Genomic DNA, 13,043 nt, shown 5'->3' with positions numbered 1-13,043 from the left:
GGAACGGGCGAATGCCGTCCGGGCGGGGGCCGCGAGTGCGGCCGCCGGGATTACTTGATCTTCGCTTCCTTGAACTCGACATGCTTGCGCACGACGGGATCGTACTTGCGGAAGCTCATCTTTTCCGTCTGATTCCGGGGATTCTTCTTGGTGACATAGAAGAACCCGGTGTCAGCGGTGCTGACGAGCTTGATCTTGACGGTGGTCGGCTTGGCCATGACCGTAATCCCTGTGAGTCTGAATAAAGGAACAGCGGCGCGCACGGGCGGCCGCTGGCAGGAGAGCGCGATTGGCGGATTCGGCGGCCGATGTCAAGGCGCGTGCCCCGTATACCGTGCGTTAACCATGGCCGGGTGATGCTGAACCCCGAGGCGAACCGGCGCAAAAGGGGGCGGTGACCATGCAGCAGACGGCCATGACGAGCGGACCGGGCGGCGAGGCGGTGGCCACCGTGCTGACCCGCATCGACGGGATTGCCACCACGCTGGGCCATCGCGCGCCGGGCGACCTGGCCCGCGCGGTCGAGTCGATCCGGCGAGAGGCGATTGCCCTGGGCCTGCACCCGGCATTGCCCGTCATCCATGCGATCGAGGCGGCGCTGGCCCGCGGCGAACATGGCGCGGGCCTCAATGACTGGATGCTGTTGCTGCGCGATGCGATCGGCTGTGGCCGGGCGGATGCCGAGGCGGAGCAGCTGTTCGCCGCCGCCTGTTCGGTGCGCGCGATTCGCGGGCGGTCGTGAACGCCACCGGATGAGCGGCCTGTTCCCGGCCTTTGCCGCGTTACTGCTGCTGCACCTGACCGACCGGCCGCCGATGCTGGCGGCGCGGCTGGGCGAGCGATTCGGCAATATCCTGAGCGTGCTGGCCGGGCTGGCCGTGGCGCATGGCCTGGCCGCGTTCCTGAGCGCGGTGTTTGCGGGGGCGGTGCAGCCCGCGATGCCGGGCGCGGCGCGCACCCTGTTGACGGGCATCGCGCTGATCGTCGCGGGGGTCGCCGGCCTGATCCCGATGCGGCGGCTGGACGCGCTGGACCAGTGGCGGACCGGCGGGTTCGTCACCGCGCTGCTGGGCGGGTTCAGCCTGATCTGGGGGGACCGGGCCTATTTCCTGTTGTTCGCGCTGGCCGTGGCAGCGCCGGTGCCGTGGGTGGCGGCGGTCGGCGGATGGATCGGCGCGATGGGGGCGGCGTTCATCGCCATGGCCTTCGGCGAACAAACATGGGACCGGGTGCCGCGCCGCTGGTTGCGCCCGGCAATCGCAATTGCCGCGCTGATCACCGGCGGCGTGCTGACGGTGCGGGCGCTGCTTCCCTGAACGATCCGGCCTGATTGACCCGAGCGATGGGGATGATTGCCGAAAAGTTTTGCGTTTCGGATGGAGCAAATCCGCGCCGCTCTCGTTATAGCGCCGAACCGAGTTTCCAATGCAGGATGGAGGATATCATGGCCGACGTCAGCCCCGCGCTCGACACGCCCACCGATCTGAAGGACAATGCCGCCAAGTCGGTGGCCGACGCGCTGAACGGCATCCTGGCCGACAGCTATGCGCTGTACCTGAAGACCAAGAATTTCCACTGGCATGTCAGCGGCCCGCATTTCCGTGACTATCACCTGATGCTGGACGATCAGGCGAGCCAGATCCTAGCGACGACCGACGCGATTGCGGAGCGGGTGCGCAAGACCGGCAACACAACGCTGCGGTCGATCGGTGACATTGCCCGTCGTCAGACGATCAAGGACAATGACAAGGACTTTGTGAAGCCGGAGGACATGCTGGCCGAACTGCGCGAGGACAACCTTGCCCTGGTCGCGTCGCTGCGCGAGGCCAAGGACATTGTCGATGATGCCAAGGACAATGCGACCAGCGGCATCCTGGACGACTGGACGGACGAGGCCGAAGAGCGCGCCTGGTTCCTGTTCGAGGCCAGCCGCAAGGGCTGATCCCCGTCAGCCCGAATTGATAGAGAAACGCCCCGTCCGGTCGATCCGGGCGGGGTTTTTCTTTGCGTACGACCAGCCGTTCGGTGGAACCGTCGGGACGTTCATCCGCTGTTGCTGCGGGGGTGCCAATAACGGGAGATTATCATGTTACGCTGGGCCCTGATCTTTCTGATCGCCGGACTTGTCATGGCGCTGCTCGGCTTCGGCGGCATTGGCGGCGCCTTTGTCGAGATTGCCAAGATCCTGTTCTTTGTCGCCATCGCGGTCTTCGCGGTCCTGCTGGTGCTGGGCCTGTTCACCGGCAAGAAGATCGCCGGGGGCTGACGCTATCGCCCCAGGGTGACCAGCCACCAGTCGGGCGGGGCGCCGAAGCGGAGCGGAAGCTCGCTGGTGCCCCAGCCCGCGCCGGCGATCACGGTGCGCGCGCCGTCGCGGATGACGCCGCAGCGATACCGGTCGCCATAGCGCGACGGCACCATGGGCGCCCCGATCAGCGGCAGGACGACCTGACCGCAATGGGTGTGCCCGACAAGGATATGGCGCCATCGCGGCGGCAGGTTCGGCACCACGTCCGGACTGTGCGTCAGCACCAGCGGCACGCCGCCCAGCCGGTCGGCCGCGGCAATGGATGCGGGAATATCGTCATGATGGCTGTATTCGTCATCAATGCCGATCAGCGTCAGCGGCCCGATGGGCGCGGCTTCGTTACTCAGCACGGTGATACCCCGTCGGCGCAGTTCGGTGGTCAGCGCGCGCGGCGTGCGCCAGTGATCGTGATTGCCCAGCACCACGAACACGCCGCGCGGCGCGCGAAAGGCAGCGATGGCATCGGCAATCGCTGCATCGTCATACCAGCGGGTCGCCACCATCCGGTCGCCCACCAGATCGCCCGCGATCAGCACCGCGTCGGGCCGCGCCGCATTGACCCGTCCGGCAAGGCGGCGAAGGCGATCGGGCGGCATGTCCGGCCCCTGCACATGGACATCGGACAACAGGGCGACCCGCAGCGGCGGGGCATAAGCGGGCCAGCCGGGCAACGACAGCCGGGCGGTGCGCGCGACCGGATCGGCAATGCTGTTGCGATAGCCCCAGGTGGCGAGCACCGCCCCCAGGATGGCGAGGAACAGGGCAAAGCGGAACAGGCGGCGCAGCATCGCGCCCCTCTAGCGGCGGCGGGGCGGACACGCCATCTGTTCGGATAATGCGCGCCTTTGCCGACCTGATCGACCGGCTGGTCTATACCCGGTCCCGCAACCAGAAATTGCGGCTGATCGCGGAGTATCTGCGCGCGACCCCCGATCCCGATCGCGGATGGGCGCTGGCGGCGCTGACCGGCGAGGTGGATATCAAGGGGGTGAAGCCCGCCATCGTCCGCGCGTTGGTGGAGGAACGGGTCGATCCCGTGCTGTTCCGGATGAGCCGCGATTATGTGGGCGATACGGCAGAGACGGTGGCCCTGATCTGGCCCGCGCGCGGCGGCGATGCGGGCGAGCTGGGCGTGGCGGCGGTGATCGAGCGGCTGAACAGCCTGAGCCGGGCGGAGGCACCGGCGGAACTGGCGCGGATGCTGGACGCGCTGGATGCGGACGGCCGCTATGCGCTGCTGAAACTGGCGACCGGGGGCCTGCGCATCGGGGTGTCGGCGCGGCTGGCCAAGACGGCGTTTGCGGGGGCCTTTTCCCTGGATGTCGATCAGGTCGAGGAACTGTGGCACGGTATCGCGCCGCCATATGCCCCGCTGTTCGATTGGGCCGAGGGCCGTGCCCCTGCCCCGCGGGTCGAGGACGTGCCGGTGTTCCGCCCGTTCATGCTGGCCCATCCGCTGGAGGACGGGACCGTCAACCTCTCTGACTATGCCGCCGAATGGAAATGGGACGGCATCCGCGTGCAGATCGTCCATGCGGGCGGCGAGACGCGGCTTTACAGCCGGGGCGGCGACGACATCACGGGCAGTTTCCCGGAGGTGGCGGCCGATTTTCGCGTGCCCGGCGCGGTCGATGGCGAATTGATGGTGCGCGGGACCGTGCAGGGCGGCGAGGAGGGCGGCGCGGCCAGTTTCAACGCGCTGCAACAGCGGCTGGGGCGCAAGACGGTGTCGGCCAGGATGCTGGCCGACTATCCGGCGTTCGTCCGCCTGTACGACATCCTGTTCGATGGAAAGGCGGACCTGCGCGAACTGGGCTGGGCGGAGCGGCGCGCCCGGCTGGAGGCGTTCGTTCCGCGCCTGCCCGCCGAACGGTTCGACCTGTCGACGGTGATCGACGCGGCGGATTTCGATGCGCTGGCGGAAATCCGCGCGGGTGCGCGCGATGCGGCGATCGAGGGGGTGATGCTGAAACGGCGCGATGCCCCCTATGTCGGCGGGCGGCGTGTCGGCCTGTGGTACAAATGGAAGCGCGATCCGCTGACCGCCGATTGCGTGATGATGTACGCCCAGCGCGGCAACGGCAAACGGTCGAGTTTCTACAGCGATTATACCTTTGGCTGCTGGACCGAGGATGGCGAGCTGCTGCCGGTGGGCAAGGCCTATTCAGGGTTCACCGACGAGGAGCTGAAATGGCTCGACCGGTTCGTTCGGGCGAATACGGTGAACCGATTTGGTCCTGTGCGCGAGGTGGAAAAGACGCTGGTGCTGGAAGTGGCGTTCGATTCGATCCACGAAAGCAAGCGGCACAAATCGGGCCTGGCGATGCGCTTTCCCCGGATCGCGCGGATCAGGCGCGACAAGCCGGCGGCGGAAGCCAACCGGATCGAGACGCTGTTGCGGATGGTGGGATAAGGGCGGACTGGAGCGGGTAACGGGAATCGAACCCGTGTATTCAGCTTGGAAGGCTGCTGCACTACCATTGTGCTATACCCGCCCGGCCCATGGGGCAGGCGCGCTATCTAGCGGGCGCGGGCGGGCTAGGCAAGCCGATGTGGCGATCGCGCTGCGCCTACTGGCATTTGCGGTGCTGCCCTTCTAGATAGCCGCCAGCCATGGCCAAGATTCAGACCCCGCAGCGGATACGCGGCACCCAGGATATTTTCGGCGAGGAGCAGCGGCGGTTTGCCGCGGTACTCGATGCGTTCGATCGCGTGCGCCGGCTGTATTGTTTCCAGCGGGTCGATATTCCCGTGTTCGAGAGCACGGCGGTCTTTGCCCGGTCACTGGGCGAGACGACAGACGTGGTATCGAAGGAGATGTACACGTTCGAGGATCGTGGCGGGGATTCGATCACGCTGCGCCCCGAATTTACCGCCGGCATTGCCCGCGCGTTCCTGACCGAGGGGTGGCAGCAATATGCGCCGCTAAAGCTGGCCACCAGCGGGCCGGTGTTCCGGTATGAGCGGCCGCAAAAGGGCCGGTTCCGCCAGTTCCACCAGATCGATGCCGAGGTGATCGGCGCGGCCGAGCCGATGGCGGATGTGGAGCTGCTGGCGTTTGCGGACCAGTTGCTGCGCGAGCTGGGGATCAGCGACGGGGTGACGCTGCAGCTCAATACGCTGGGCGATGCGGCGACGCGCGATGCGTGGCGGGCGGCGCTGGTCGAGCATTTCCAGAGCCACCGGGCGGACCTGTCCGAGGACAGCCTGGCGCGGCTGGACAAGAACCCGCTGCGCATCCTGGACAGCAAGGATCCGCGCGACCGGCCGATCGCCGACTCAGCGCCGGATATCGACCAGTTCCTGACGGCCGAGGCGGCAGACTTCTTTGGCGCGGTGACCGGCGGGCTGGACGCGGCGGGGGTGGCGTGGACGCGCAATGCGCGGCTGGTGCGGGGCCTGGATTATTACCGGCATACCGCGTTCGAATTTGTCACCGATCGGCTGGGTGCGCAGGGCACCGTGCTGGCGGGCGGGCGCTATGACGGCCTGATCGAGAGTTTGGGGGGGAACCCCACGCCGGGGGTCGGCTGGGCTGCGGGGGTCGAGCGGCTGGCGATGCTGATTGCCGAGCCCGCCGTGGAGCGGGTCGATGTGGCGATTGCCTTGGAGGATGATCGCCTGATCGCCCATGCGCCCACCTTTCTGGGCAAACTGCGGCAAGCCGGTTATTCTGCCGAGGCGGTAACGAGCGGATCGCCGCGCAAACGTTTTGACAAGGCATCCAAGATGGACGCCAGGGTTTTGGTCGGTGTGCGCATGCAGGGCGACGATCCCGCCTATTCCTTTAACACCAAGCAGCAGCCTGACGATGTTCAGGACATTCGCGCTGTGATCGCCTCTGTGATCGAATCGCTGTGACCCGCATTCCGGCGGACCGCATTCGCGCGATTGAGGCGCGGCGGGATGAGCTTGCCGCGATGATGGCGACGGGCGATCTGCCCGGCGAGCGGTTCGTTGCGGTGTCCAAGGAATATGCCGAGCTGGAGCCGGTGGCCAATGCCGCCGCCGAAGTCCGTCGCCTGCGCCAGGAGGCGGACTCGCTGGCGCACATGACGCAGGACGGCGACGAGGAACTGCGCGCCATGGCGGCGGAGGAACTGCGCGCCAACAGGCAAGCGCTGGAGGGGGCGGAGCATCGGCTGGCCCTGTCCCTGTTGCCGCGCGACGTGGCCGATGAGCGGGCGGCGATGCTGGAAATCCGCGCCGGCACCGGCGGGGACGAGGCGGCTTTGTTCGCCGGCGACCTGATGCGGATGTACGAACGCTATGCCGCCAATCACGGCTGGCGGGTCGAGATGATCTCTGCCAGCCCGTCCGAGGCGGGCGGATACAAGGAAGTCGTCGCCAGCGTGGCGGGGCAGGGCGTGTTCGCCCGGCTGAAGTTCGAAAGCGGCGTCCACCGGGTGCAGCGCGTGCCGACCACCGAAAGCGGCGGGCGCATCCACACCAGCGCAGCGACGGTCGCGGTGCTGCCCGAGGCGCAGGAAGTGGACGTGCAGATCGAGGTCAAGGATCTGCGCATCGACATTTATCGTGCGTCCGGCGCGGGCGGCCAGCACGTGAATACGACGGACAGCGCGGTCCGGCTGACCCACATTCCCACGGGACTGGTCGTCATCCAGCAGGACGAGCGATCGCAGCACAAGAACAAGGCCAAGGCGATGCAGGTGCTGCGCACGCGCTTGTACGAGGCGGAGCGCGAGCGGCTGGCCAGCGAGCGGGCGGGCACGCGCAAATCCATGGTCGGATCGGGCGACCGGTCGGAGCGGATCCGCACCTATAATTTCCCGCAAGGGCGGGTAACCGATCACCGGATCAACCTGACGCTCCACCGCCTGCCCGAAATCCTGGAGGGCGAGATGGACGAGCTGGTCGGCGCGCTGATCGCAGCGGATCAGGCGGACCGGCTGGCGCAGCTGGACCGGGAGTGACCGTTCGCGCTGCCCTGGCCGCCGCGACGGCGCGGTTGGGGGCGATCAGCGACACCGCGCGGCTGGATGCCGAATTGCTGATGGCGCACGCGCTGGGCGTTTCCCGGTCGGACGTGATGCTGCGGCATCTGGACGAGGCAGCGCCCGATGCGTTCGACGCGCTGATCGAGCGGCGCATGGCGCTGGAGCCGGTGGCCTATATCACGGGCACGCGGGATTTCTGGACCATCACCCTGGCCGTGGGGCCGGGCGTGCTGATTCCCCGTCCCGACAGCGAGACGTTGATCGAGGCGGCGGTCGAGCGGTTTTCCGGTGGGCCGGGGCCGCGCCATATCCTGGATCTGGGCACGGGGCCGGGCACGCTGTTGCTGGCCGCGCTGGCCGAATGGCCGGAGGCGACGGGCATCGGCGTCGATGTGAGTGAAGCTGCGCTGGCGTTCGCGCGGGCCAATGGCGCGCGGATCGCGCCGGATCGCGCGGCGTGGCGGCTGGGCAACTGGACCGACGGGATCGAGGGAACGTTCGACCTGATCCTGTGCAACCCCCCCTATATCGGCACGGGCGAGGCGATCGGTGCAGAGGTGCGGGCGCACGAACCGGCAGGCGCGCTGTTCGCCGGGACCGATGGTCTGGACGCGTATCGCCGGATCATACCCGAGCTTTCCCGGCTGTTGGCACCCGGCGGTGCGGCGGTGCTGGAGATCGGGTGGACACAGGGCGATGCCGTTGCGGCGATGATCCGCGATGCCGGGATGACTCCCGCGATGCGACGCGATCTGGCCGGGCGGCCGCGCGCAATCATCGGCAATTGAAATAGGCGCATAAAGACATATTTCGCTTGGAGAATGGGATGGGACCGGCTAACACCGCCGCCGGGGAAAGCCTTTTCAGCCAAGCTGTTGAAATCAGGGCGTTGCCCATTCCAGTCATGGAAGCTGCTTTTGTCCGGTAGCCATGGCGCGCGGCACACGCGGCGTACCCACGGCGCGCGGCAGCGGGGTTTATGACCTCTCCGGGATCGGGTTTGGATCGGCGGACATTTTAAACAGGACCGAACTATCTTGATGAACAATCGTCAGGCCGGCCGCCGTCGCGGTCGTGGTGGCCAGCGCCCGAATGGCGGCGGCGCAAATCAGGGCAATGGCAGCCGGATCGACAACCGGGCGCGCGGCAACGCGGCCCAGCTTCTCGAAAAATACAAGAACCTGGCACGCGATGCGCAGATGCAGGGCGACCGGGTGAACACTGAATATTACCTTCAGTTCGCCGACCATTATTTCCGCGTGCTCAACGAAAACCGTTCGCGGTTCGAGGAGCAGAACCGTCGCCAGCAGGGCGATGCGCAGGACGAGGATGGCGACGAGGACGGTTTCGAGCTGGACGGCGACGAGGGCGAGACCGAGGCGGAAGCCCGGCCGCAGCGCCGCGACGAGCGCCAGCCGCGCGAGGATCGTCCGCAGCGTGAGGCGCGTGCCCCCCGCGAGGATCGCCGCCCGCGCGACGACGGTCAGCCGCGCGAGGATGGCCGGAATGGCTACACCCGGCCCGACCGCCCGGTCGATGCTGCCGACGCGGACAATGCCGCCGAGGGTGAAGACCGCGGCGCGCGCCGTCGTGGCCGACGCCCCCGCAACGAAGCGGCCGAGGAAGCCGAAGCGCCCGCCGCGCTGGATGCGGCCGTGCTGCCGCCGTCGATCGGCGTCGTCGATACGGCCGAAGCCGGCGACGAGGGCGAGGCAAAGCCCCGCCGCCGGGGTCGCAAGCCGCGTGCAGAGGCGGGCGATGAAAGCGTCAACGCCGCCTGATCGGCGGACGTCCGAATGAGACAACAGCAAAAGGCTCCGGTCATCGCCGGGGCCTTTTTCTGTTTGCAGGATTGCCGAACGGGCATCGCGCTTTTCGCTTTCGCTTGTCCGGCAATCGGTTAGGTTCCCCCCGAAGCCATCGGGCAGGGAGAGAGTCGATGCGTATTCTGGGTGTGGCGGCACTGGTGATGGTGCCGGGCGCGGCAATGGCGCAGACCGAACCACCCACGGCGCAGGGCGATGTTTCCGTCACCATCTATAACAACAATGTCGCGCTGGTTCAGGACCGGCGACAACTGACCCTGTCGGGCGGGATCAATCGTCAGGAGTTTCCCGATGTGTCGGCGCAGATCCGGCCGGAAACGGTGACGCTGGGCGTGGACGGCGCGACCATCGTCGAACAGAATTTCGATTACGACCTGCTGACGCCGGACAAGCTGCTCGACAAGTCGGTCGGGCGAACGATCACCGTGGTGAAGCAGAATCCGGCAAGCGGCGTCGAGACATCGGAAAATGTCGAGGTGCTGGCCAATAATGGCGGGACGATCATTCGGTCGGGCGGACGGATCGAGGTGTTGCCGGATTATGGCCGCCGCCTGATCTTTCCCAGCCTGCCGCCCAATCTGCGCGCCCGGCCGACCCTGTCCGTGACGCTGGATGCCGAACGGGCGGGGGCGCGGCCCGCGACGCTAGCCTATCTGACCGGCGGCCTGTCGTGGAAGGCGGATTATGTCGCCCTGTTCGACGAGGGCGCGGGCAAGATCGACGTGCAGGGCTGGATCACGCTCGCCAACAATAGCGGTACTACCTATTCCAACGCGCGCACGCTGCTGGTCGCGGGTGCGGTCGGTCAGGGCGGCAATCCGCGGGGCGGTTACCAGCCCCCGCGTCCGCGCCAGGTGCCCGGCAATCAACCCGGAACCCAGAGTGCCGACCGCGAACGGCTGGGCGATTTTTACCTCTATCCCATCGCCGGACGCACCACGATCGCCAATGCCCAGCAGAAGCAGGTGAGCTTTCTGGACGTGTCGGGCGCGGATGCCAGCAAGGGTTATCTGTTCCGCAATGACTGGCTGGGGCGACAGGATGATCCGGTCAGCGCCGACACGATCCTGCGCTTTTCGTCGATGAGCGGCGGGGGCGGGCTGGGCGATGCGCTGCCCGCCGGCACGATCCGCGTCTATATGCGCGATGCCAAGGGCGCGCCTCAGTTCATCGGCGAGAACCAGATCGGGCACCTGCCGATGGGCAGCCGCATCGCGATGAAGACCGGCGAGGCGTTCGACGTGAAGGTGCAGCCGATCGTCGAGAAGCGCGAAAAGATCACCACCGACGAATGGGAGCGGACTGCACGGTTCCGCATCAATGACAGCAAGGATGGCGAGCGGATCGTGACCGTCGAGCGGACGGTCGATCTGTGGCGCACGACCATGCGTTATGTCGTCACCAATGCGCGGCCCGCGCCGGTGACGGTGGAGGTCGTTCAGTCCGGCCTTGGCGGTTATTATGCCGACACGCGTGTGCCGACAGAGAGCATCAAGGGCGAGCAGCGGTCGCTGGACGAGCGGGCCTGGATGGTGCCGGTGCCCGCCAATGGCGAGACGGTACTGACCGTCACGTTCGACACGCGCTATTGATCCGGCCGGGCGATGCGCCTGTTCCTTGCCTTGCTGACGGCGCTGGTCGTTTCCTGGGCGGTCGTGCCTGCTGCTGCCCAGACGGTGGTGACATCGGAGCGACCGGATACGGTCGCGGTCACCATCTATCGCGCGCCGGACCGGGATGCGGATGAGGCGATCGACCGCGACTGGCTTCAGGGCTATGCGCTGATCACCGAGGAGCGGGTGGTGAATGTGCCCGCAGGCCGGGCGGTGATCCGGTTCGAAGGGGTGGCGAGCGGGATGCTGCCCGAAAGCGCGCTGGTGACCGGCCTTCCTTCCGGCGTGACCGAGAAGAATCTGGATGCGGACCTGTTGTCGCCGCGCAGCTTGTTCGACCGCGCCTATGGCCGTCCGGTGACGCTGCGGCGGACCAACCGCGCCAATGGTCAGGTGAGTGAGGAGCGTGCGATCATCCGGTCCGGCCCCGATGGCGCGGCCATCCTGCAGACGGCAAAGGGGTTCGAGGCGGTGACGTGCGGGCCGCTGGACGATGAGCTGGTCTATGATTCGCTGCCCGCCGGATTGTCGGCGCGACCGACCCTGTCGGTGGAGACCATTGCGCCGCAGGGCGGGCAGGTGCGGCTGAAGCTGAGCTACCTTGCCTGGGGCTTCGACTGGCAGGCAAATTATGTCGTGACGCTGGACCAGACGCGGGCGGGGCGGGCGGAACTGTTCGCCTGGGTCACGCTGGCCAGTCAGGACGTGACGAGTTTCGAGGGTGCGACGACGGCCGTGGTTGCGGGCGAGGTCAACCGGGAGGATGAGGCGGGTTTTCCGAGCGAGCCGGACGGCGAACTCGATTTCGAATGCTTCGCCAAACCGCCTCCGCCGCCGCCTCCTCCACCCCCGGCACCGCCGCCGCCGATGATGGCAGCACCGATGGCCATGGAGGCCGAAGACCTCGGCAGCATTATCGTCACCGGCGCGCGGGCCAAGGCCGTGGCGGTAGCGCAGGAGGAACTGGGCGACCTGAAGCTGTATCGCGTGCCGTTTCCGACGACTGTCGCCGCCAATGCGCAGAAACAGGTGGCGATGCTGAACAAGCCGGGCGTGCCGGTGAAGGTCGTGCACAAGACGGATATCTTTTCGGGCAATCCCGATGATGTGACCATCGAAATGCGGGCGATGAACAAGACCAGCGAGGGGCTGGGCGTGCCGTTGCCCGCCGGGCCGGTCGCGCTGTTCGAGCCGCAGGATGGCGAGCCGCTGCTGATCGGGGAATCCGCGCTGGCCGACAAGGCGGTGGGCGAGGAAGTGGAGATCGCGGTCGGCCAATCGACGCAGGTGGCGGCCGAGGGCGAGGAGATCGGCGACGGCGACGACTGGTCGGAATATCGCGTGACCGTCAGCAACGCCAATCCGTGGCCGGTGCTGTTCGAAGGGCGAATGATCCTGAACGATGGCGAGCGCATTGCGCGCGCGTCCGCGCGGCTGGGCCGGAAAGAGGGTCGGCCAATCTGGACGCCGACGGTGCCAGCGAACGGGCGGGCCGTCCTGACCTATCGCGTGCGCGAGCCGAACGACTGACGCACGGTCAGTCGTCTTCGGTCAGCACTTCCTTTGACACCCGGTCCTCGACACGGGCGTCATGGCCGCTGCCGGAAGAGAGGAACACCAGGCCCATCAGTGCGGCGGTCAGCGCGACGGTGCCGAACACGCCGAACGCGACGAAAATCGCCATCAGCAGCGGCAATTCGCCCATCGACCAATAGAGGATGCCCAGCATCACCGCCGCCAGCACGACGGACAGCCCCAGCATCCATGCCATGATCCGCCGATAGCGGCCCCAGGCAAAGGCGGCGTAATCCGGATCGTCGAGGCCGTGGTCGGGAATGCTCATACCCTTTCAATTGGGGCCGATTCATGGGATTCTCAACCCGATAAGAACAGGCAGGAGGGGAAGCCATGACAATTGCCGCGATTTTATCGACAAAGGGCGCGGACGTCGTGTCCATCGCCGCCGATCGCCCGGTCCGCGAGGCGGTGGCACTGCTGGCGACGCGCCGCATCGGATGCGTGCCGGTGATGGCGGACGACCGGGTGGCCGGCGTCTTTTCCGAACGCGACGTGATCTATGCCCTGGAACGCGAAGGGGCAGGCGCGCTGGACCGGCCGGTCAGCGCGCTGATGACCGCGCCCGCCATCACGGTTGCGCCGGGCGATGCGGTGATTGCTGCCCTGTCGCTGATGACGCAGCGGCGGATCCGCCACCTGCCGGTGGTGGAGGACGGGCGGCTGATCGGGTTCGTGTCGATCGGCGATCTCGTCAAATTCCGCATCGACCGCATCGAGCAGGAGGCCGACGCCCTGCGCAATTATATCCAGCAGGCGTAAG

Annotated in this window: 15 protein-coding genes and 1 tRNA gene; 12 read left to right on the top strand and 4 right to left on the bottom strand. The window is 67.0% G+C overall.

From position 1 onward, the window contains the following. Positions 1 to 50: 50 nt before the first annotated feature. Positions 51 to 218: a 50S ribosomal protein L33 gene (gene rpmG, locus ACNI3Q_RS04815; RefSeq protein ID WP_066483558.1), complete on the bottom strand. Its 168-nt coding sequence runs from the start codon at positions 216 to 218 to the stop codon at positions 51 to 53. 182 nt (positions 219 to 400) lie between these two features. Between rpmG and ACNI3Q_RS04810 the strand changes: the two genes are divergently transcribed. The 4 genes from ACNI3Q_RS04810 to ACNI3Q_RS04795 all read left to right on the top strand — a co-directional run bounded on the left by ACNI3Q_RS04810 (position 401) and on the right by ACNI3Q_RS04795 (position 2,266). Next, the gene (locus tag ACNI3Q_RS04810) at positions 401 to 742 is read left to right on the top strand and encodes a hypothetical protein (protein WP_426274437.1); all 342 of its coding nucleotides are present in this window, start codon (positions 401 to 403) and stop codon (positions 740 to 742) included. 10 nt (positions 743 to 752) lie between these two features. After that, entirely contained in the window at positions 753 to 1,316 is a 564-nt protein-coding gene (locus tag ACNI3Q_RS04805; RefSeq protein WP_426274435.1) for a TMEM165/GDT1 family protein, read from the top strand. A gap of 128 nt (positions 1,317 to 1,444) precedes the next feature. Then, positions 1,445 to 1,942 (top strand): Dps family protein, encoded by a 498-nt coding sequence (locus tag ACNI3Q_RS04800; protein WP_426274433.1) that lies wholly within the window; start codon positions 1,445 to 1,447, stop codon positions 1,940 to 1,942. 144 nt (positions 1,943 to 2,086) lie between these two features. Further along, the gene (locus ACNI3Q_RS04795; RefSeq protein ID WP_260020559.1) at positions 2,087 to 2,266 is read left to right on the top strand and encodes a DUF1328 domain-containing protein; all 180 of its coding nucleotides are present in this window, start codon (positions 2,087 to 2,089) and stop codon (positions 2,264 to 2,266) included. A 2-nt stretch (positions 2,267 to 2,268) separates the two neighbouring features. Here the strand turns inward: ACNI3Q_RS04795 and ACNI3Q_RS04790 are convergent, their stop codons facing one another. Then, entirely contained in the window at positions 2,269 to 3,096 is an 828-nt protein-coding gene (locus ACNI3Q_RS04790) for a metallophosphoesterase (protein ID WP_426274431.1), read from the bottom strand. Positions 3,097 to 3,143: 47 nt separating this feature from the next. Between ACNI3Q_RS04790 and ACNI3Q_RS04785 the strand changes: the two genes are divergently transcribed. Further along, positions 3,144 to 4,721 (top strand): cisplatin damage response ATP-dependent DNA ligase, encoded by a 1,578-nt coding sequence (locus ACNI3Q_RS04785; protein ID WP_426274429.1) that lies wholly within the window; start codon positions 3,144 to 3,146, stop codon positions 4,719 to 4,721. Between the two features lie 8 nt (positions 4,722 to 4,729). Here ACNI3Q_RS04785 and ACNI3Q_RS04780 read toward each other — a convergent pair. Then, positions 4,730 to 4,803 (bottom strand) — tRNA-Gly (locus ACNI3Q_RS04780). 118 nt (positions 4,804 to 4,921) lie between these two features. On the opposite strand from ACNI3Q_RS04780, the gene hisS reads away from it, so the two are divergent. The 6 genes from hisS to ACNI3Q_RS04750 all read left to right on the top strand — a co-directional run bounded on the left by hisS (position 4,922) and on the right by ACNI3Q_RS04750 (position 12,235). Beyond that, entirely contained in the window at positions 4,922 to 6,169 is a 1,248-nt protein-coding gene (gene hisS, locus ACNI3Q_RS04775; protein ID WP_426274427.1) for a histidine--tRNA ligase, read from the top strand. Beyond that, positions 6,166 to 7,242 (top strand): peptide chain release factor 1, encoded by a 1,077-nt coding sequence (gene prfA / locus ACNI3Q_RS04770; RefSeq protein WP_426274425.1) that lies wholly within the window; start codon positions 6,166 to 6,168, stop codon positions 7,240 to 7,242. The genes hisS and prfA overlap by 4 nt, the downstream gene beginning before the upstream one ends. Further along, positions 7,239 to 8,054 carry a peptide chain release factor N(5)-glutamine methyltransferase gene (gene prmC / locus ACNI3Q_RS04765; RefSeq protein ID WP_426274423.1) on the top strand — a complete coding sequence of 272 codons (816 nt, stop codon included), beginning with the start codon at positions 7,239 to 7,241 and terminating at the stop codon, positions 8,052 to 8,054. The genes prfA and prmC overlap by 4 nt, the downstream gene beginning before the upstream one ends. A gap of 249 nt (positions 8,055 to 8,303) precedes the next feature. Further along, positions 8,304 to 9,047: a DUF4167 domain-containing protein gene (locus ACNI3Q_RS04760; RefSeq protein ID WP_426274421.1), complete on the top strand. Its 744-nt coding sequence runs from the start codon at positions 8,304 to 8,306 to the stop codon at positions 9,045 to 9,047. A 158-nt stretch (positions 9,048 to 9,205) separates the two neighbouring features. Continuing rightward, positions 9,206 to 10,684 (top strand): DUF4139 domain-containing protein, encoded by a 1,479-nt coding sequence (locus ACNI3Q_RS04755; RefSeq protein ID WP_426274419.1) that lies wholly within the window; start codon positions 9,206 to 9,208, stop codon positions 10,682 to 10,684. 12 nt (positions 10,685 to 10,696) lie between these two features. Beyond that, positions 10,697 to 12,235 carry a DUF4139 domain-containing protein gene (locus ACNI3Q_RS04750; RefSeq protein WP_426274417.1) on the top strand — a complete coding sequence of 513 codons (1,539 nt, stop codon included), beginning with the start codon at positions 10,697 to 10,699 and terminating at the stop codon, positions 12,233 to 12,235. 7 nt (positions 12,236 to 12,242) lie between these two features. Here the strand turns inward: ACNI3Q_RS04750 and ACNI3Q_RS04745 are convergent, their stop codons facing one another. Further along, the gene (locus ACNI3Q_RS04745; RefSeq protein ID WP_426274415.1) at positions 12,243 to 12,548 is read right to left on the bottom strand and encodes a hypothetical protein; all 306 of its coding nucleotides are present in this window, start codon (positions 12,546 to 12,548) and stop codon (positions 12,243 to 12,245) included. Between the two features lie 65 nt (positions 12,549 to 12,613). Here ACNI3Q_RS04745 and ACNI3Q_RS04740 point away from each other — a divergent pair, with 65 nt between their 5' ends. After that, on the top strand, positions 12,614 to 13,042 hold the full coding sequence (locus tag ACNI3Q_RS04740; RefSeq protein WP_426274413.1) for a CBS domain-containing protein: 429 nt from the start codon (positions 12,614 to 12,616) through the stop codon (positions 13,040 to 13,042). Position 13,043: the final 1 nt, after the last annotated feature.

It is taken from the genome of Sphingomonas eleionomae (assembly GCF_049889035.1).
GTDB lineage: Bacteria > Pseudomonadota > Alphaproteobacteria > Sphingomonadales > Sphingomonadaceae > Sphingomonas.
The sequence above is the reverse complement of the archived record's forward strand: the minus strand, read 5'-3'. Positions and strand labels throughout refer to the sequence as shown.